22 protein-coding genes and 1 tRNA gene are annotated in these 18563 nt (G+C 61.0%); 13 read left to right on the top strand and 10 right to left on the bottom strand.

Annotated features, from left to right (window positions below; genetic code table 11):
* Positions 1–11 precede the first annotated feature (11 nt).
* The 4 genes from FJV77_RS27120 to FJV77_RS27105 all read left to right on the top strand — a co-directional run bounded on the left by FJV77_RS27120 (position 12) and on the right by FJV77_RS27105 (position 3310).
* Positions 12–1163: a CaiB/BaiF CoA-transferase family protein gene (locus FJV77_RS27120; RefSeq protein WP_246691395.1), complete on the top strand. Its 1152-nt coding sequence runs from the start codon at positions 12–14 to the stop codon at positions 1161–1163.
* Between the two features lie 36 nt (positions 1164–1199).
* A complete protein-coding gene (locus FJV77_RS27115; protein ID WP_142869590.1) occupies positions 1200–1970 on the top strand; it encodes a HugZ family protein in 771 nt (256 codons plus the stop codon).
* Positions 1971–2119: 149 nt separating this feature from the next.
* A complete protein-coding gene (locus FJV77_RS27110) occupies positions 2120–2458 on the top strand; it encodes a metalloregulator ArsR/SmtB family transcription factor (protein WP_142869589.1) in 339 nt (112 codons plus the stop codon).
* Positions 2459–2515: 57 nt separating this feature from the next.
* Positions 2516–3310, top strand: coding sequence for an RNA methyltransferase (locus FJV77_RS27105; protein ID WP_142869588.1), 795 nt, complete (start codon positions 2516–2518; stop codon positions 3308–3310).
* A 39-nt stretch (positions 3311–3349) separates the two neighbouring features.
* Here FJV77_RS27105 and FJV77_RS27100 read toward each other — a convergent pair whose 3' ends face one another.
* The 3 genes from FJV77_RS27100 to FJV77_RS27090 all read right to left on the bottom strand — a co-directional run bounded on the left by FJV77_RS27100 (position 3350) and on the right by FJV77_RS27090 (position 5469).
* Positions 3350–3574 carry a hypothetical protein gene (locus FJV77_RS27100; RefSeq protein WP_142869587.1) on the bottom strand — a complete coding sequence of 75 codons (225 nt, stop codon included), beginning with the start codon at positions 3572–3574 and terminating at the stop codon, positions 3350–3352.
* Positions 3575–3625: 51 nt separating this feature from the next.
* Positions 3626–4777: a hypothetical protein gene (locus tag FJV77_RS27095; protein WP_142869586.1), complete on the bottom strand. Its 1152-nt coding sequence runs from the start codon at positions 4775–4777 to the stop codon at positions 3626–3628.
* Positions 4778–4932: 155 nt separating this feature from the next.
* Positions 4933–5469 carry an EipA family protein gene (locus FJV77_RS27090; RefSeq protein WP_246691399.1) on the bottom strand — a complete coding sequence of 179 codons (537 nt, stop codon included), beginning with the start codon at positions 5467–5469 and terminating at the stop codon, positions 4933–4935.
* 389 nt (positions 5470–5858) lie between these two features.
* Here FJV77_RS27090 and FJV77_RS27085 point away from each other — a divergent pair, with 389 nt between their 5' ends.
* A complete protein-coding gene (locus FJV77_RS27085) occupies positions 5859–6488 on the top strand; it encodes a histidine phosphotransferase family protein (RefSeq protein ID WP_142869636.1) in 630 nt (209 codons plus the stop codon).
* A gap of 86 nt (positions 6489–6574) precedes the next feature.
* On the opposite strand, the gene FJV77_RS27080 is transcribed toward FJV77_RS27085, so the two are convergent.
* On the bottom strand, positions 6575–6760 hold the full coding sequence (locus FJV77_RS27080) for a hypothetical protein (RefSeq protein WP_142869584.1): 186 nt from the start codon (positions 6758–6760) through the stop codon (positions 6575–6577).
* Between FJV77_RS27080 and FJV77_RS27075 the strand changes: the two genes are divergently transcribed.
* Positions 6747–7115, top strand: a complete 369-nt coding sequence (locus FJV77_RS27075) for a response regulator (RefSeq protein ID WP_142869583.1) — start codon at positions 6747–6749, stop codon at positions 7113–7115. The genes FJV77_RS27080 and FJV77_RS27075 overlap by 14 nt on opposite strands.
* Positions 7116–7200: 85 nt before the next feature.
* On the opposite strand, the gene ctrA is transcribed toward FJV77_RS27075, so the two are convergent.
* Positions 7201–7896: a cell cycle two-component system response regulator CtrA gene (ctrA, locus tag FJV77_RS27070; RefSeq protein WP_006203583.1), complete on the bottom strand. Its 696-nt coding sequence runs from the start codon at positions 7894–7896 to the stop codon at positions 7201–7203.
* A 450-nt stretch (positions 7897–8346) separates the two neighbouring features.
* Between ctrA and FJV77_RS27065 the strand changes: the two genes are divergently transcribed.
* The gene (locus tag FJV77_RS27065; protein ID WP_142869582.1) at positions 8347–8724 is read left to right on the top strand and encodes a flagellar export protein FliJ; all 378 of its coding nucleotides are present in this window, start codon (positions 8347–8349) and stop codon (positions 8722–8724) included.
* 102 nt (positions 8725–8826) lie between these two features.
* On the opposite strand, the gene FJV77_RS27060 is transcribed toward FJV77_RS27065, so the two are convergent.
* Entirely contained in the window at positions 8827–9231 is a 405-nt protein-coding gene (locus tag FJV77_RS27060; protein WP_142869581.1) for a helix-turn-helix domain-containing protein, read from the bottom strand.
* 95 nt (positions 9232–9326) lie between these two features.
* On the opposite strand from FJV77_RS27060, the gene FJV77_RS27055 reads away from it, so the two are divergent.
* Positions 9327–10256 carry an NADP-dependent oxidoreductase gene (locus tag FJV77_RS27055; protein WP_142869580.1) on the top strand — a complete coding sequence of 310 codons (930 nt, stop codon included), beginning with the start codon at positions 9327–9329 and terminating at the stop codon, positions 10254–10256.
* A gap of 63 nt (positions 10257–10319) precedes the next feature.
* Here FJV77_RS27055 and FJV77_RS27050 read toward each other — a convergent pair whose 3' ends face one another.
* Positions 10320–10595: a DUF1153 domain-containing protein gene (locus tag FJV77_RS27050; protein WP_013529904.1), complete on the bottom strand. Its 276-nt coding sequence runs from the start codon at positions 10593–10595 to the stop codon at positions 10320–10322.
* Between the two features lie 256 nt (positions 10596–10851).
* On the opposite strand from FJV77_RS27050, the gene mnmA reads away from it, so the two are divergent.
* Entirely contained in the window at positions 10852–12042 is a 1191-nt protein-coding gene (mnmA, locus tag FJV77_RS27045; protein WP_142869579.1) for a tRNA 2-thiouridine(34) synthase MnmA, read from the top strand.
* Between the two features lie 156 nt (positions 12043–12198).
* Here the strand turns inward: mnmA and FJV77_RS27040 are convergent, their stop codons facing one another.
* Positions 12199–13158: a Gfo/Idh/MocA family oxidoreductase gene (locus tag FJV77_RS27040; protein ID WP_023683623.1), complete on the bottom strand. Its 960-nt coding sequence runs from the start codon at positions 13156–13158 to the stop codon at positions 12199–12201.
* Positions 13159–13523: 365 nt separating this feature from the next.
* On the opposite strand from FJV77_RS27040, the gene FJV77_RS27035 reads away from it, so the two are divergent.
* From FJV77_RS27035 to FJV77_RS27020, 4 genes are all read left to right on the top strand, one after another.
* Positions 13524–13600 (top strand) — tRNA-Met (locus FJV77_RS27035).
* A gap of 499 nt (positions 13601–14099) precedes the next feature.
* Positions 14100–15455 (top strand): selenium-binding family protein, encoded by a 1356-nt coding sequence (locus FJV77_RS27030; RefSeq protein ID WP_142869578.1) that lies wholly within the window; start codon positions 14100–14102, stop codon positions 15453–15455.
* Positions 15452–15823, top strand: a complete 372-nt coding sequence (locus FJV77_RS27025) for a 2Fe-2S iron-sulfur cluster-binding protein (RefSeq protein ID WP_142869577.1) — start codon at positions 15452–15454, stop codon at positions 15821–15823. The genes FJV77_RS27030 and FJV77_RS27025 overlap by 4 nt, the downstream gene beginning before the upstream one ends.
* A gap of 5 nt (positions 15824–15828) precedes the next feature.
* Entirely contained in the window at positions 15829–16278 is a 450-nt protein-coding gene (locus FJV77_RS27020; protein ID WP_185970445.1) for a CoA-binding protein, read from the top strand.
* 72 nt (positions 16279–16350) lie between these two features.
* On the opposite strand, the gene FJV77_RS27015 is transcribed toward FJV77_RS27020, so the two are convergent.
* Together FJV77_RS27015 and FJV77_RS27010 are read right to left on the bottom strand one after the other, a co-directional pair.
* A complete protein-coding gene (locus FJV77_RS27015) occupies positions 16351–17580 on the bottom strand; it encodes an NAD(P)-binding domain-containing protein (protein ID WP_281408605.1) in 1230 nt (409 codons plus the stop codon).
* A 59-nt stretch (positions 17581–17639) separates the two neighbouring features.
* Positions 17640–18197 (bottom strand): OsmC family protein, encoded by a 558-nt coding sequence (locus FJV77_RS27010; protein ID WP_023679231.1) that lies wholly within the window; start codon positions 18195–18197, stop codon positions 17640–17642.
* Between the last annotated feature and the right edge of the window lie 366 nt (positions 18198–18563).

Here is an 18563-nt window from a genome sequence, read left to right as displayed (position 1 = left end):
GCGCAGCCGCAGTGAAAACCGGCCCCCTCGCCGGTCTGAAAGTCATCGAGATGGCCGGGCTCGGCCCCGTGCCGCTGGCCGGGCTGATGCTGTCGGAGATGGGCGCCGATGTGCTGCGCATCGAGCGCGCCGGATCGGACCAGCCTTTGCTGCGGCTCTCCGATGCGCACAATCTCGACCGCCACGGCCGCTCCATCCTGCGCCTCGACCTCAAGCAAGAGAAAGGCATCGAGCTGGTGCTGGGTCTCGTTAAGAAAGCCGATCTGCTGGTCGAGGGTTTTCGTCCGGGTGTCATGGAGCGGCTCGGTCTCGGCCCGGATGCCGCATTGGCGCGCAACCCGGCGCTGATCTACGGCCGCATGACCGGCTTCGGCCAGGACGGGCCGCTGGCCGGCCGCGCCGGCCACGATATCACCTACCTCGCCTATTCCGGTGTGCTGCATGCCATCGGCCGGGAGGAAAGCCGGCCGCCGCCGCCGCTGAACCTGATCGCCGACAATGGCGGCGGCGCCATGATGCTGATCGCCGGCGTGCTCGCAGCGCTGTTTGAGCGTTCGCGCTCCGGCAAGGGTCAGGTGGTCGACGCGGCAATGGTCGAGGGCGCCTCGATGCTGGCGGCGCCCATACACGCCTTCATGGCGGCCGGCCTGTGGAGCGACAGGCGCGGCGCCAACCTGCTCGATTCCGGCGCCCCCTTCTACGACACTTATGAGACGGCGGACGCACGCCACGTCGCGGTCGGCTGCCTTGAGCCGCGCTTCTTCGCCGAATTCGCCAGGCTGCTGCCACTCGGCGAGCATTTTGTCCGCGGCCAGTACGACAAGGCGTTGTGGCCGGACATGCGCGCTACCATCACCGACCGGTTCCGGCTGAAGACGCGCGACGACTGGGCCGGTCTGTTCGAGGGGACCGACGCTTGCGTCGCGCCGGTTTTGTCGCTTACGGAGGCCAGGAATCATCCGCATAATCGTGCTCGTCACGCATTTGTGAAGACGGGCGCATTCGAACGCCCGGCACCTGCGCCGCGCTTTTCCTCGTCGCAGCCGTCGCTCGCCGCCACACTGGTCGAGGAAGACCAGCGGCCGCAAGACGTGCTGGCGCGCTTCGGCTTTTCGGCAGACGAGATCACAGCGCTTGTCAAATCCGGCCTGATTGGCCAATAACTGGACGAGGAAAATCAGCTTAACCCGGTGAAGATCTTGGACGAGCCGAAAAAGGACGTCATTCGGGCGACGGATGCCGAGGCGGTCAGGCTGGCAACAACCTTGATCCGCAGCGCCCGTTTCGGCGCGCTGGCGGTGATCGAGCCCAAGACCGGTTCGCCGCTGGCCTCCAGGGTCGGCGTCGCCACCGACATCGATGGCGCGCCGCTGATCCTTGTCTCGGCGCTCTCCGCCCACACCGGGGCGATGCTTGCCGAGCCGCGTTGCTCGCTGCTTGTTGGCGAACCCGGCAGGGGCGATCCGCTGGCGCACCCCAGGATAACACTGGTTTGCAAGGCCAAGCCGCTTGGGCGCGGCTCGGGCGCGCATGCCCGCGCCGAGCGGCGCTATCTCAACCGCAACCCCAAGGCAAAACTCTATGCCGGGCTCGGCGATTTCTCGATCTTCCGCCTCGAGCCGGAGCGCGCCAGCCTGAATGGCGGTTTCGGCAAGGCCTATCTGCTCGACCGTGCCGATATCATCACCGATGGGCCGATCGTCGAGGAGCTGGCCGCCAGCGAACAGTCCGCCCTCGACCACATGAATGCCGACCATCTCGACGCGATCACTGTCTATGCCCATCATTTTGCCAAGGCCGAAGGTGATGGCTGGACCATGACCGGCTTCGATGCCGAGGGCATGGACCTGGCATCGGGCGACACGGTTTGTCGGGTCTATTTTCCGCAACCATTGAAGACCGCAAGCGACCTGCGGGCCGTTCTTGTCGACATGGCCAAGACCGGACGTATGCCGGCTACGCAAGGATAATCGTCATGAATCAAAAGCATGTCTTGAGATTTGGGCGAAATGATCTACGATTCATACGACGCTGAATCAGCAGCGCGATCCACAGCTGAATTATAGCACCTAACGCTATTTGCCCCCATAGCGTTCGGATGAGCAGGGAAACATGGGGCATGGTCTCGACCAAACTAATCGCCAATGCCGAATCGGCGGCCGCATTTCTGACCCTTATGGGCAACGAAAAGCGGCTTTTGATTATGAGCTATCTGGCCGACGGTGAAATGTCGGTTGGTGCCATCGCCGAAAAGGTGGTGCTCAGTCAGTCCGCTTTGTCGCAGCATCTGGCCAAGCTCAGGGCGCTCGATCTTGTCGAGACCCGCCGCGACCGGCAGATGATCTACTATTCGTGCAAGTCGGACGCCGTGCGCGATCTCTTGCGCATGCTGGACGGCATTTTCGGCGCCGGCGACTTGTCCCAGATGGCAACGCGTCTGCGCCGCGCCGGGACTTGACCTGCGGCTCCGATCGCTCCTTACCTCGCTGACGATTTTTCGCCGGCCGAGGTATTGATGGGTCCGATCCAGATCGACGACGCGCGCGATCCGCGGATCGCCGCTTATCTCGATATCCGCGAACGCGATCTCACCGGCCGCCATGGCCGGTTCGTCGCCGAAGGCAAGGTGGTGCTGGACGTCCTGCTGTCAGCCGGACGCTTCGCCGCCGAGTCGGTCCTGGTTCTGGAAAACCGGCTGGCCGGGCTCGACGACATCCTGCGCAAGGCCCCTGCCGACCTGCCGGTTTACGTGGCGACAAGCGACATCATGGACAGGATCGCGGGCTTCCACATGCATCGCGGCATATTGGCGATCGGCAGCAAGGGCGCGCCACAGCCCGCAGAGGCCTTGCTCGACACCTTGCCTGCCAACGCGCTGATCGTCGTGCTCATCGGAATCGCCAACCATGACAATATGGGATCGATCTTCCGCAACGCTGCCGCCTTCGGCGCCGATGCCGTGTTTATCGACGCCACCTGTTGCGACCCGCTGTATCGCAAGGCGATCCGCGTCTCCGTCGGCGCAGCGCTGAAGGTTCCCTTTGCATCGTTTGATGACATGATCGGTTTCATCACCGCGCTCGGCCAGCGGGGCTTCAGCCAGTTTGCGCTGTCGCCACGTGGCGCGGCCGATATTCGTGACGCAGAGAGGACGAACCGGCTGGCGCTCTATCTCGGCACCGAAGGGGAAGGCCTGCCCGAAAGCCTGCTCGTTCGCCTGCAAACCGTGCGGATCGGCATGGCGCAAGGCTTCGACAGCCTCAATGTCGCCGCCGCCTCAGCGATTGCACTACATCATTTTTCGCACTGATGCGTGCCGCCTGTTGGTCAGAGCCAATCCAATCAAGGGCTAAACAGATTTCGGGATAACACGCGTGGTGCCGGCCTCGCTGGGCGCTGCCTCGATCCTGAAAGTCTCCATCTCGTCGGCCAACGGTATAGGAGCACCGGTCGCTTCGCGATCTCTTGCCATCGCATCGAACAGCGACGCAACAGCATCCAACACCTCAAAAAGCATCGGATGACAGAACCAGAGCAGGAGCGACGAGATTACAAGCGCGCCATAGACGATCATGACGTCAACATGGGAATGGCCTGCTATGGGCGCAAGCCAGCGGCCTGAAGCTCAGCCCGCCGAATCTGCCTTTTGCAGCGCCCGCACGCGATCGGCGAGGCTGATGGTTCCCGATCTCGCTTCCTGCGGCGCAGCCAACGCCTTGGTGATCGGCGAATCGGGTCCTTCGAGCTTGGCGGTCAGGCTGACGACCTCTGCCGCGAGCGTGTTCATCTGTTCGCGCAACGCATCACCGGCGCTGCGCCCGTCGTCGCCATTTCTCGTGGTTTCGGAACCGCCAAGCTCCGTCTTCAGCCGCCTGTTCTCACGGGCCAGCGTCGTCAGCCTGGCTTCCAGCCGCTCGCGATCGCCTTCGAGCTTGGCCAGCACCTTGTCAACGTCGTCATTGCCGGCAGGGGCATTGTCGTGCGCGCCAACAAGGCCAGCAGCCACGGCGCCTCCCGCGTTCTCGCCCTTCAACCGTTCGCGAAGCCGCGCCAGTTCCTTTTCGCGGCGATCGAGCTTCTCCTCGCGATCGGCAAGCGTGGCGAGCAGGCGCTCGAGCTTCTTCTCGAGATCGGCGGTTCTTTTTGTCTCGGCTTTCAGAGAATCGCGCGTGGCCTTGCCCTCGGCGACAACTTCCTGATGACGCTTGTAGGCTTCCTTGCGCTGACCGCGCAGCACCGAAATGTCGTTGGTGAGCTTTTCCAATTCCGATTCGCGCGCCACCAGTTCGATCTGACGATTGCTGGAGGAGAAGGAGGCGTCGTCATACATGTGCTCGAGCTTTTCGAGCTCAAGCGCGCGCTTTTCCATCATGCGCTCGGCCTGCACCAGCTTGTCCGTCAGCTGCTGTATCTGCTGCTCGCGATGCAGGAGCAATTCGTTTTTTTCTCCGAGCTCGGTAAGCGCCTGCTTCTTGTCCTTCCGCTCGACCGCCAGGCCTTTCAGCGCCTCGCGCCCGCGACTGATTTCGACCAGTTGCTCATTGGCCTGCTCACGCAGCGTCTTGACGCTGATTTCGAGCCGGCGCGTCGTCATGGCGAACTCGGCCCGCAAGCTGTCCTTGTCGGCCTGGATCTCGGCCAGCGTTCGCGGCACCGACGCCTCGACACGCCTGCGCGTCAGCGCGACCGCCCGCCGCCAGATGGCCGGCGCAACCAGCAGCGCCAGAAAGCCGGCGCACAGAAAGCCGAGGGCGAAGAACAGGATCGACTGAACCAAGGTGACTACCCGTTACAGGCGGGCCGCTAGCCGACAACCGCCAAGTCTGGACTTTGCCATGTTCGCATGACGCAAATCCAGCGCTGCGGCAAGAGTATGCCGCAGCTTGATCGGGTCAGAACCTGTTGATCGGGTCGACCTGTGGTCGGAATCGCTCAGAAGGGATTCCAGGTCGGCTTCTGCGTCAGCTTCAGATAGCCGAGATTGACGCCAAGCCGCGCGCCGACGCCGGTGCGGATCGGCACCAGCAGCACCCTGTTGTTCTGCAACACGTTGAAGCCGACGCCGGCCACGACATAGGCGGAACCGGCAACGCCGCCGAACCGATTGTAGAGATTGCTGACGTCGTCGAGATTATAGACGAGCATCATCACCCGCGATCCCTCGCCGCCGAAATCCCAGCCGAGCGACGGACCTTGCCAGAACACCTTATGGTCGCCGGCATTCTTGGTGTAGAGCGTGCCTTCGCCGTAGGTCAGGCCGCCGATCACCGCGCCGGAACCCTCTTCGCCGAGCAGATACCCATTGGGCAGTCCGTAGGAGGCAAAAATCTTCTCGACGACGGTGGCGAGACCGCCCGACGTCGCGCCGAAGAACTTGTGGCCGGAATCGACGATCTCCTGAGCGGTGTATTCCTGCGCCCGCGACGCAGAGGTTGAGAAGGCGAGCGCGCCCATGAGGGCAATCGCCATGAAGAAGACACGGACAAAGGTCCGGTCGTAGAATCGGGAAACCATGCTTCCAATCTCCGTCAGGGAGCACTTTCGCCGATGCCTCGCACCCGTCCGGCTCTTTAGGCGGCCGTTAAGGATGACTGTTACGGGCAAACTATGCCGTAATCCTTTTTCAACCATTAACCTTCCACATGAACATGGCGGTTCGAAGGCTGTCTGACCGTCTGTGCGGGCTCCCATCCTGTGCAAACACGCCATTTTTGCTGACGAGAATTGTGGATTTGTTGCTGCACGCTCGGGCGCTGTGTATTCAGAAGCGCTGGGGAAAGAGCGTGATTCGGGTGGGTGAGGCGCGGCGGTCGCTCGCGAGGCCACCAGGATATGAATTTTTGCAGGGATTTTCGCCGATGGCCGAGCTTTTCTCTCTCTCCGCACCCGATCTCGCAGCCTTGTTGTGCAGCCGCGTCTGCCACGACATCATTTCGCCGGTTGGGGCCATCAACAACGGCCTTGAACTCCTCGACGAGGGCGGCGCCGACGAAGACGCCATGAAGCTGATTCGCCAGAGCGCCAAAAACGCTTCGGCCCGCTTGCAGTTCGCCCGCATCGCCTTCGGCGCCGCAGGTTCGGCCGGCATGATGATCGACACCGGCGATGCCGAGTCCGTCGCCATCGCGTTCCTGAAGAACGAGAAGCCGGAACTGGTCTGGAACGGCGTTCGCGCGCTGCTGCCCAAGAACAAGGTCAAGCTGCTGCTCAATTTGCTGCTCGTCGCCAACGCCGCCATCCCGCGCGGCGGCAAGCTGGTGGTTACACTGGAAAACCTCGACACCGAGCCGCGCTTTGCGCTTGCGGCAAGCGGCCCGATGCTGCGCGTGCCGCCAAAATTCCTCGAACTCCATTCCGGCAACAAGCCCGAGGAGCCGATCGACGCCCATTCGGTCCAGCCTTATTACACGCTGCTTCTTGCGCGTGAGGCCAACATGACAATCTCGATCCACGCGACCGCCGAAGAGATCGTGCTGTCCGCGGTCTGACGACCCGAAGTCGTCGCCGGCTCGGCCGACAGCCAAGAACAAGTCAAGTATCTTTTCCCGCTGATATTTGCGGGCTTGGCCGAAATTCAGAACAGCCAAGTTTCTTCGTCGGCGACGCGTCCGCCGGCACGGCGCGCAAACGACATTTTTGCAAAAACTTTACCTAACGGCTTTTCGGCTTCTTTACCAGATCGGGGTAAGGTGTATTCCGATACCCCGGATGCCGCCGGTTCGACCCAAGGCAAAGAGGACCCGGAAATGAAGCGCTGCATGTTTGTCGACGATTCGAGTGTGATCAGGAAGGTCGCAAAACGGATTCTTGGCGGCTCCGACATGGTGGTGATCGAAGCGGCCACCGGACTTGACGCGGTCGAGATGTGCGCTGCCGAGATGCCCGATGTGATTGTCGTCGACGGCGCCCTGCCGGACATGCAGGCGGTCGATGTCATCCGCCGGGTCCGCGCCATGGAAAGCGCGATCAAGCCGCAGATCCTGATTTCGTTGGTCGAAGTCGATGTCGCCTCGATCATGAAGGCAAAGCGCGCCGGCGCCCAGGGCTATCTCTTGAAGCCGTTCAACCGGCCGCAACTGCTCGAACGCTTTCGTACCCTGAAGATCGCCGCCTGATTCGGCTCGTGCTCGAACGGAAGGGACAGCAAAAAAACCCGGCCTGAGCCGGGTTTTTTACATTAAATTCAATCAGATGATTCGGTCAGGCGCTGACGCGGATGTCTTCCGGCTCGCGCAGCACATAGCCACGGCCCCAGACCGTTTCGATGTAGTTCTGGCCACCGGACGCGGCGTCGAGCTTCTTGCGCAGTTTGCAGATGAAGACGTCGATGATCTTCAATTCCGGTTCGTCCATACCGCCATAGAGGTGGTTGAGGAACATTTCCTTGGTCAGCGTGGTGCCCTTGCGCAGCGAGAGCAGCTCCAGCATCTGGTATTCCTTGCCGGTCAGATGCACGCGCTGGCCACCAACTTCGACGGTCTTGGCATCGAGATTGACCACCAGATCGCCGGTGGTGATGACCGACTGGGCATGGCCCTTGGAGCGGCGCACGATGGCGTGAATGCGGGCGACCAGCTCGTCCTTGTGGAACGGCTTGGTCATATAGTCGTCGGCGCCGAAGCCGAGGCCGCGCACCTTGTCCTCGATGCCGGCCATGCCGGATAGGATCAGGATTGGCGTCTTCACCTTGGAGAGGCGAAGTGTCCGCAAGACTTCGTAGCCTGACATGTCGGGAAGGTTGAGATCGAGAAGAATGATATCGTAATCATAAAGTTTCCCGAGATCGACGCCTTCTTCGCCGAGGTCGGTCGTATAAACATTAAAACTTTCGGATTTGAGCATCAGCTCGATGCTCTGAGCGGTTGCACTGTCGTCTTCTATCAGCAGAACGCGCATTTCATTCCCCTTTTCTGCCGCCGGACCATGTCACGACCCATCCGGGACCGGAGCAGTGATTGCCTGAACAGAAGGCTGCCATCGAATGGTTAACAAAACCTAATTCCGCACCCAGAACGGTACCAGATTTTTTAACCGCTTTCTACACCCTCTTGAATCTAATGATGAATCACAGAACCAAATCGCTAATGCAACACATTAATAAGTTGGACTAAGTGACTCAGGGGACTCGCTGGCCGGCTTCCGTATCGGGAGCCGGAATTTTTACCCGGCCTTAAGTCCTCGCCCTTATGATTAACAATGCCCGTAAACGAATGGTTACCGCCGGCAAAAAACTTTAGGAATTTGTTTCCCATAGTTCGGGGAATGCCGGTGGATACGGGTGTCGCCAGGCCCTGGCGAGCAGATTGGACGATATGTGCAGGTGTGCGTTTCCGGGAGTACCGAATCATGAAGTCACGTGAAAACCTCGTTCGGCTGAAGCAGTTTCAGGTGAATGAGAAGCGGCGGCAGCTGCTGCAGCTCGACACGATGATCGCCGAGTTCGAGCGCATGGCTGTTGAACTGGAGCTTCAGATCACCGCCGAAGAAAAGAAGGCGGGCATCACCGACATCAGTCATTTTGCCTATCCAACTTTCGCGAAAGCGGCGCGTCTGCGTCGCGACAACCTCAGAAACTCGCAAAGCGACCTCGCCCAACAGCGAAGCGCTGCCGAATCATTACTCGGCGAAGCTGAAGCGGAGCTTTCCAAGGCCGAGATGCTGGAATCGCGCGACACCAAGATTCGCGATGCGGAACTCGGCGGCCGCAGCGCCATGATCGGCTGAAGACTGTATCTGATCCAGCCGGCAGCAACTGACGCCGCGCCTTGAGGGTAGCCGCGCCAAAGGGATCCCGCGCTGCTGATCTGGCCGCAGGCGGCCGCAACTTCAGGCCTGTGCCTGTAATTCCGCTTCCTGGTTCGCCGCTGCCCTAGCCCGCGCTTGCTTGATGTCGGGCACATGCTCTTCCGACCAGGACCGTATCTGGGTGAGCAGCCCCGCCAGGTTCTGGCCAAGTTCCGTCAATTCATATTCGACCCGCGGCGGGATGACCGGAAAGATTTCACGCCGCACCAGCCCGTCGCGCTCGAGAACGCGTAGCGTCTGCGTCAGCATTTTGGGCGTGACGCCTTCCACCCTGCGGGCCAGTTCGCCATTGCGCATCCGGCCGCGGCGCAATGCGCAAACCACCAGATAGACCCATTTGCTGGCCAGCATTTCGAGCACGGCGTGCGAAGGGCACGTCCGCTGGAAGGCATCATAGCCGAAGCCGCAATCATTATCACTATCCATGGGGTTCCTTTATATAGAAAAGGTACATACTAGACAAGAGAATATTACTATCCAAATGATAGCGGCATATGAACCCAATCAGGAGGAGATATCCCATGCGTGCCATTGTCCAGAATTCCGTCGGCAGACCCGACGTCCTCGTCATCGCCGATCGTCCCGCCCCCTCGCCCAAATCAGGCGAAGTGTTGGTCCGCGTGCACGCAGCCGGCATCAATCCGGTCGATGGCGCGGTGCGCGCCGGCTATTATCCATTGCTGGGCGAACCGCCCTTCACCCTTGGCTGGGATATTTCAGGCACCGTCGAGGCGGTGGGCCCGGGCGTCAACGGCGGCCTCAAGGTCGGTGACACCGTGTTCGGCATGCCGCGTTTTCCCAAACAGGCCGCGGCCTATTCGGAACTCGCTGTCATCCCGGCCGATGAAATCGCGCCAAAGCCGCGAACCATCGATCACAATCACGCCGGCGCGCTGCCGCTGGCCGGCTTGACCGCCTGGCAAGGCCTTGTCCGCCATGGTGGCCTGAAGCCCGGCCAGCGCGTGCTGATCCATGCCGCGGCCGGCGGCGTCGGCCATCTGGCGGTGCAGATCGCCAAGGCGCGCGGCGCCTATGTCATCGCCACCGCCAGCCCGAAGAAACTCGATTTCGTCCGCTCGCTCGGTGCCGACGAGGTCATCGACTACACCAAGGGCGATTTCACCGCCGAGGTCCGCGACCTCGATTTTGTTCTGGACCCGATGGGCGGCGACCATGCCGACCAATCGCTGACAGTCCTGAAGGACGGTGGCGTCCTGGTGTCGCTGCTCAACGTCCACGACACCACCCGGGCCAAGGCTGCGGCGCGAAACATCCGCGTCGAGCGCATGTCTGTGGTGCCTGACCGCGAAGGCCTCTTTGAGCTTGGCAAACTGGTCGACGCGGGAAAGCTTGCCGTCCATGTGGCAAAGAGCTTTCCGCTCGAACAGGCGGGCGCGGCGCACGCCTTTCTCGCCACCAGGCCGATCGGCAAGGTGGTGCTGACGGTCTGAAGCAGGCTTTACGACAGGCAAAAGGGCGCGGTTACCGCGCCCTTTTCTGTTGAGATCCTGGCTCTAGTGCCGGTATTGCTGGATGCGCGTCGTGCGCAGTCCGGCAAGGCCGTATTCGTCGATCGACGCCTGCCAGGACAGGAATTCCTCGGTGGTCAGTTTGTAGCGCTGGCATGCCTCGTCGAGGCTCAAAAGCCCGCCGCGCACCGCCGCAACCACTTCCGCCTTGCGCCGGATAACCCAGCGACGTGTATTCGTCGGCGGCAGATCGGCAATCGTAAGAGGGCTGCCGTCAGGCCCGATAACATATTTGACTCGCGGTCTAACAAGATCGGTCATCGTACTCTCTACAAAAAACTCAAAGACCCAATCCCCACCACATTACCGCCACAGCTTTAAAAATTGCCTAAGCGAACCCTAATGACTAGGTAAGGATCATGAACGCCGCGTTAGTCTTTTCGTCGGCATTTGAGTGAACGGCCGGCAGGCGCGCAATTTCCCGCCAAATCGGCGCTGCCGCAAAGCTGGCGCCGCTGATGTGGTTGACCTATATTCGCGCCACTGCCATTGAAGCGCCGCGCAGAACGAAAGAACCATGAACAGCCTCGATCTTCCCGCCAGCCCGCAAAACACCCGCGTCGTCGTCGCCATGTCGGGCGGTGTCGATTCGTCCGTCGTCGCAGGTCTTTTGAAGCGCGAAGGCTATGATGTCGTCGGCGTCACGCTGCAGCTCTACGACCATGGGGCGGCAACGCACCGGGCCGGCTCGTGCTGCGCTGGCCAGGATATTGACGACGCCCGCCGCGTTTCGGAGACGCTGGGCATCCCGCATTACGTGCTCGACTATGAAGAGCGCTTCCGCAAGGCGGTCATCGATCCGTTCGCCGAGAGCTATGTCGCCGGCGAAACGCCGATCCCCTGCGTGTCGTGCAACCAGACGGTAAAGTTCGCCGACCTCTTGGCGACCGCCAAGGACCTTGGCGCCGACGCGCTCGCCACCGGCCATTATATCCGCTCCGGCGCCAATGGCGCCCACCGTGCGCTGTTCCGGCCGGTCGATGCCGACCGCGACCAGAGCTATTTCCTGTTTGCCACCACGCAGGCGCAGATCGACTATCTGCGCTTTCCGCTCGGCGGCCTGTCGAAGCCCGCGGTGCGCGCCATTGCCGAAGAGATGGGGCTGACCGTCGCCGCCAAGCAGGACAGCCAGGACATCTGCTTCGTGCCGCAGGGCAAGTATTCCGATATCATCGCCAAGCTAAAGCCGGCTGCCGCCAACCCGGGCGATATCGTCCATATCGACGGCCGCGTGCTTGGCCGCCATGACGGCATATTGCGCTACACGATCGGCCAGCGCCGCGGCATCGGCATTGCGTCAGGCGAACCGCTATACGTCGTCCATCTCGACGCCGACCGGGCGCGCGTCATTGTCGGCCCGCGCGAGGCGCTGGAGACGCACAAGATCTACCTGCGCAACATGAACTGGCTGGGCGATGGCGCGCTGTCAGACATCCCGGCCGCCGGCATGGAGCTGTTTGCCAAGGTCCGCTCGACGCGGCCGCCGCGCCCGGCCGTACTGCATCACCGCGCCGGCAGCACCTTTGTGGAACTGGTCGACGGCGAGTCCGGCATCGCGCCCGGACAGGCCTGCGTGCTCTATTCCGATGACGGCAACGAGGCCCGCGTCTTCGGTGGCGGCTTCATCGAGCGTTCCGAGCGCGGCGCCGAGGCCGAAGCAATGCTGACGCGGCTTGCCGCCAGGCCGGCACAGGTTCCCGCCGAGTAAACACTACTTTCTCGGAGACCGTTGGCCGCCGGACTAATGCATGTCGCCCAGAAGTGTGCTGCGGTTCTGGGACAACGACATGCATCAAAACAAAGACTTAAAGCGCGTCGCTTGAATCCGTTTGAGCGCGACGCGCTTTAGAATTTCCAAACGGTCTCAGGATTTGGTGTGGGTGACCGTGCCTGCCGTCAGGATACGCAGCACCCTGATGGCTTCCTCGCCGCTGGTGCGCGGCTCGGCGCGCGTCTCGATGCACTGGATGAAATGCTCGAGTTCGCGCGTCAGCGGCATGCCTTGGCCGACCGCGACATAGGATGGTTCGTTGGTGGTGAAAGCCCACTGGCCGCTGTCCTGCCACACTGCGTGGCGGTAGACGGCAAGCTTGCGCTCCCATGGCTCGACATCGTCGAACACAGCCATCGCCTTGGTGCCGACGACGGTCAGCCGCCGCTCGCGGTAAGGGTTGAGCCGCGAGGTGAAGAGATGGCTGCGCAATCCATTGGGGAAGCGCATATGCAGATGCGCAAAGTCGCTGAGGTTGTCGAGCAGTGCCGCCCCCTCGCCTCGCACCTCGATCGGCTCGGTCCCGGTGATGGCCAGGATCATCGACAGATCGTGCGGCGCCAGATCCCACAGCGCGTCGTTCTCGGTGTGGAATTTGCCGAGGCCGAGCCGGTGCGAATGGATGTAGCGGACTTCACCGAGCTCGCCATTGTCGATCAGCGCCTTCAGCGTCTCGAAGGCGGGATGGAAGCGCAAGACATGACCAACCATGAACACGCGGCCATTATCCTTTGCCGCCTGCACGGCACGTTCGGCATCGGGCACCGTCAGCGCGATCGGCTTTTCCACCAGCACGTCCTTGCCGGCTTCAGCGGCGCGTACGGCGAGATCGGCATGGAATTGCGGCGGCAGCGCCATGACGATGGCGTCGATATCGTCGCGCACGAACAGCTGATCCGGCTCGATCGCCAGGCAGTCCTGCTCGCTGGCAAAACCTTCGGCCCGCGCCCGATTGGCATCGGAAACCGCATGCAGCGCGCCAAGCGCCTTGAGGGTGCGAATGTGGTTGCTGCCCCAGTATCCGCAACCGAGGACTGCAATGCGCGGCTTCATCAGCGTCAAACTCTAGATTTCTTGGCCGAGACATAGCGACGTGCCCCGCCGAACTCAACCCCGGCGACAAGAGCATGGTCCCTAAAAGTGGGAACCGGTTTTCACGGACAAACGGGGTACCCGTTTTGTCCAGAGACCATGCTCAAACAAAAGACTAGAGCCCCATCCCGACTGCAATCGGGGTGGAACAGGCTCTGGCCTCAGATGTCTGCCCGGCAAAGCTTTTCGCCGGCGACAATATGCCGGCGCGCCTGACGCATCGATGCTTGACAGGCTCGCCCTCCCAACCTTATATCCGCGCGACCTTGGCGAACGCCTCGAAATGCCTTTCGATTTAAGGTGGATTTCGGGCCTTTCGCCGCCATGGCGGGGTAGCTCAGTTGGTTAGAGCACGGGAATCATAATCCTGGGGTCGGGGGTTCAAGTCCCTCTCCCGCTACCAACCTACCTATAAGCTATTGAAATCACAACAAAAACATGAACCTTTGGTAGCGCCCAGTCCAAAAAATCTTCAATGATTTCAGGACCGAGCCTGCTACCTGTGGTGCCAACGAACGTCGCAGAGGGCGCCAGAAGCGGTCTTTGCAGAGCAGATGTTCTGATGTCGCCTTTGGGGCCGAAAGCGGAATGGCGGCTTCGAGGCTCGGAAGGCCAGAAGCGGACCTTTAAGCGCCGTGCGTATATCGACGTGACCTAACCAGTTGCTGACCCGGTTATGGTTCGCTGCCATACGCTCCGATGATGATTGAGCCGCTGCAAGGGTTCTCAATAACCCTCGGGCGGTCAATACGTGGCGCCCCACGGGGGCTCTGTCGCCAAGTTGTACGTCACGTGCGCACTTCACAAGCCACCCCGGCCATAGCGCCAATGCCAAGCATGCACTAACATTCCAGCTCGACCCCGTTGGGGCTGATCAGTGATCTGTTCAAAGGGAAGTACCCATGACCAATCATTGCTGTGGACCGGGCTATGCTTCTCCAGCCGAGGCGATGACGGCACCTCGCGAAAAGCTGCTCTATACGATTGCCATCTACACCGGCACGGGCATTCAGAAGCCGGACTATCTGTGCACCATCGATGTCGACCCGGAGAGTTCGACCTACAGCCAGGTGATTTCGCGTTTGCAAATGCCGGGCATTGGCGATGAGCTTCATCACTCGGGCTGGAATGCCTGTTCGTCGTGCCACGGCGATGCGAGCATGGAGAGGAAATATCTGATCGTGCCGGGTGTGCGCTCGTCAAATCTGCATATTATCGATTGCGGTACCGATCCGCGCAGCCCGACACTGTTCAAGGTGATAGACGGCGCTGAAATCAAAGCCAGGACCAACCTGTCGGCGCCACACACGGTGCATTGCCTCGGCTCGGACATCATCGTTTCCATGCTTGGTGACGCCCAGGGCAATGCCCCAGGCGGCTATTTGCAACTCAGCAAAGAGTTCGAGGTTGTCGGCCGCTGGGAAAACTCCATGGGCAGTATCAAGTTTGGTTATGATTTCTGGTACCAGCCGCGACACAACGTAATGGTCAGCTCGGAATGGGCCGCGCCTAATACCTTCATGCCTGGCTTTGACCTGGAAGAAGTTGGTCATCTGAAATATGGCCGAGAGATCCATTTCTGGGATTTTGAAAAGAAGGAGCCAAAGCAAACATTCTATCTCGGTGAAGATGGCTTGATCCCACTGGAAGTGCGATTCCATCATAACCCCGACAGCAGTCACGGCTTTGTTGGCGCGGCCCTTTCCGCAAATATCATCCATTGGTGGAAGGATGCGGCGGGTGACTGGCAATGGGAAAAAATTGTCGATGTCGGCAATGAGCCGCATCCCGAATGGCCGATACCAATACCGGGCGTGATCTCGGTCATTCTGCTCAGCATGGACGATAGACACCTCTATCTGTGCAACTGGTTGCATGGCGACATTCGTCAATACGACATCTCGGACCCTCACAACGCCAAGCTTACCGGACAAGTGTGGATGGGCGGACTTCTCGGCCGTGCGCCTGAGGTCAATGGCGTGAAAGTGACTGGCGGGCCTCAGATGATACAGCTCAGCCTCGACGGCAAGCGCCTCTATGTGACGACCTCACTCTTCTCGACCTGGGATAATCAGTTCTATCCGGAAATCCGCACCAATGGCGGATGCATGCTGATGGTCAATTGCGATACTGAAAACGGCGGCATGGAAATCGATCCGCTGTTTGTCGTCGATTTCGGCAAGGAACCAAATGGACCAAGCCGCTGTCACGAAACCCGCTATCCCGGCGGTGATTGCACGAGTGACATCTGGGTATGACCAGCTTCACCATCACCCTCGCCAATCAAGGCGGTGCGGCCTTCGACGTCGATCACCGCAAGCCCCTGCTGCAAAGCTTGCGCGAGCATGGCGTGGACCTGCCCTACGGGTGCAAGTATGGCGGCTGTATCACCTGTGCGGCCAAGATAATCAGCGGCAAAGTCGATCAAAAGGCGCAGCGGGCGCTGAACAACCGCCAGATCAACAATGGCTACATAATCCTCTGCGTCGCCCGCCCGATGAGCGACTGCACGCTGGAGGTCGGCGTTGAGAGCCACGACAAGCTCTATCGCAACCCCTTCCTTGACCCGCTGGCCGCTCATGAATTGAAAGCCGATATTGCGACCCCGTTGGAAGCAAAGAAATGACCCATATGAATCATGATGAGCCCTATTCGGAGGCTTATCTGCAAGACATTCTGAAATCGGTCAAAACCATCGCGATGGTTGGGGCCAGCCCCGACAAGACCAAGTTTTCCTATGGTGTTCTCAGGGTGTTGCACGAAACCGGCTACGACATGATCCCGGTCAACCCCAGTCCCGGTCTGGATGAAATTCGAGGGCTCAAGGTGTACGCGTCGCTGGCGGCCATCGACCGGCCTGTCGATATGGTTGAGGTTTTTCGCCGCTCCGAAGATCTGTTGGAGGTTGCACAGGAGGCCATCGCCATCAATGCCAAGGTTCTGTGGGGTCAGATTGGGGTGCGCGATGACGCCGCCGCCCGGTTGGCGGAGGAAGCGGGCTTGAAAGTGGTGATGAACCGCTGTCCCAAGATTGAGTTGTTCCGCCCCTTCTGGAAGCCAAAGCTGCATTTGGGAATATGACTGCAGGGGCGCAGAATTCGGGTTGTCGCGGCAACCAACCTGTTCCCTCTGGGGTCTCAGACGTTGATGCTGCTAGCAGACTGAATTTTGCCCGAGGTACGATGCCAGATGATCACTGAGATCACGCGCGTCTTCGCCAGCGCCGTCGATCAGAGCTGACTTGCGGCGGCGCAGAAACTGCGTGCCCATCAGGTACAGGCCCGGACGTTCCACTACACCGCCGTCGTGACGGACGTGGCCCTTGCGATCGAGGACCGGCAGCTCCAGCCAGGAGTAGTCCGGCCGGTAGCCGGTGGCCCAGATGATCGTCCTAATAGCGCCTCCGGCGAGATCGAGGCCGAGCGGCGGGTTGTCCTGGACACGGGTCGGCGGCGGGCGATCCGGCGGCCCGACCGTAGCGTCCAGGCCGTTGGCGCGCGCCCATTCGTCGATGAGGTCGAGCAGCCGGGCCATCTTGAGATCGGAAAGCGCGCACATGTTGCGCAACGACCCCGCAAACTGGGCCTTGCCGTCTTCGGTGATGCCGGCAAGACGACCAATGAGGCGGACGCCGAGGTCGTCGAGCGCATTGAGGTCGAGGGTGGTGCGGTCGGGCGTGCCGGCAAGCTGCAGCGAAGGAACCCGTCGCGCCCGCCTGATGTCGTCCACCTCGTCGTAACGCTCGTCGAGCACGCCGGCGGCGTCCATCCACCATTCCAGGTCCTTACCGCGATAGACGCGGGGCGCCCGGATGTGCTCGCCCACCGACAGAGTCACTTGACGCCCCGAACGCTGCAGCTCCTGTGCGATCTGGGTGCCGCTCGACGACGCGCCCACCACCATCACGCCACCGTCGGCGACCTGACGCGGATTGCGGTAGGACTGTGCCGTCAGCATGGCGACCGACGGCGGCACGCGGCTGGCGACGTCGGGCAGGCGCGCGATGTTGCACGCGCCAGACGCCAGCACGACGGTCCGACACCGCCACTCGCCGCGGTCCGTGCGCACAAGATATCCCGCCCCGTCGCTGCGAACCGAGGTAACGGTCGTGTGGGTTCTGACCGGAGCCGAGATCACCTTGGCATAGTTGCCGAGGAAGTCGATCACCTCAGGCATCGTCCGGTAGCCGTCGGGATCGTCGCCGTCATAGCGGAAGCCCGGCAGCCGGCTCTGCCAGTTCGGGGTGAGCAGCCGCAGTGAATCCCATCGCTCGGTGCGCCAGGTATTGGCGATCTCGCCGCGCTCCAGCAGCACATGGTCGATAGAGCGCTCCGCGAGGCAGCGGCTCATCGCGAGCCCCGCGTGCCCCGCGCCGACGATCACTGTGGTGACGGAACTAATCGCACCCTCTCATCAGGAGAGTCTACGGTTCGAAGCGCCTTTCAATTCACCACGACCGTGACGTTCGTCGGATTGGTGACGATGTCATAGACCGCCGACCGCTTCTGCGACTGAGCGACGATAGCCTCGATGTCCTCGCGCTTGGCGTCGGCGTCGATGTTGTATTTCACCGTGATGCCGCTGAAGCCGTTGCGCACGTCGCTGTCGATGCCGAGTATTCCGGCGAGATCCATGTCGCCTTCGATGGTCGCCTTCACCGACTTCAACTGGATGTTCCGGTTCTGGGCAACCGCGGCGATGCCGGCGGTCAGGCAACTCGCCAGTCCGACCAGCACGTATTCGACGGGCGTGGCGCCCTTGTCCTGGGAAGCGAAGACCTCCGGATGGTCTGCATCGAATGTGAAGGTGGTCTTGCGATGCTGGTCCTCGCCGAGACCGTAGAAGCTCTCGACCGACGAGTGGCTATGGGTGCCATCCTTCCATTCGCAGGCCGCGCGCCACTTGAACTGCGCGGCCTCCGGGGCGTTGGTAAGCGCTTCGCGTGCGCCGAGCAGCGCCTCTACGTTAACGCCGTTGTTTGCCTGTACTTCGGAAGCCATAATTATTGTCCTCCCTACCTTGCACTGGCTCAAAAACCCGACCGATCTCACTGACCTCCCGATCAGATTTCACCATGGCGCGGCATGCTATGGGTCGCGAAGCGTTTCTTCAAGTTGTTTCCGCGGCGGAATGTTCGCGCTCGTGTACCAAGTTGCGCCTTTGCAGGCTCTGGCGCGACCACGACCTTCAGCGTGGTCAATTGCAGTGTCCGCTTCCGGGCGGAGGCAAAGTTCGCCTCTATGGCCCACATGAGGCGCGAAGCCGCCCGGCAGCATTGGGGCCGACAGCGGGTAGTGTACTGAGAGTTCTGCAAATTCGCTGAGAGAGGGCGGTCATGGCAGGCTGGTGATTGTTCACGTCACCTG

Origin of the sequence: Mesorhizobium sp. WSM4306 (assembly GCF_007003975.1) — a bacterium.
Classification (GTDB): domain Bacteria; phylum Pseudomonadota; class Alphaproteobacteria; order Rhizobiales; family Rhizobiaceae; genus Mesorhizobium.
The sequence above is the reverse complement of the archived record's forward strand: the minus strand, read 5'-3'. Positions and strand labels throughout refer to the sequence as shown.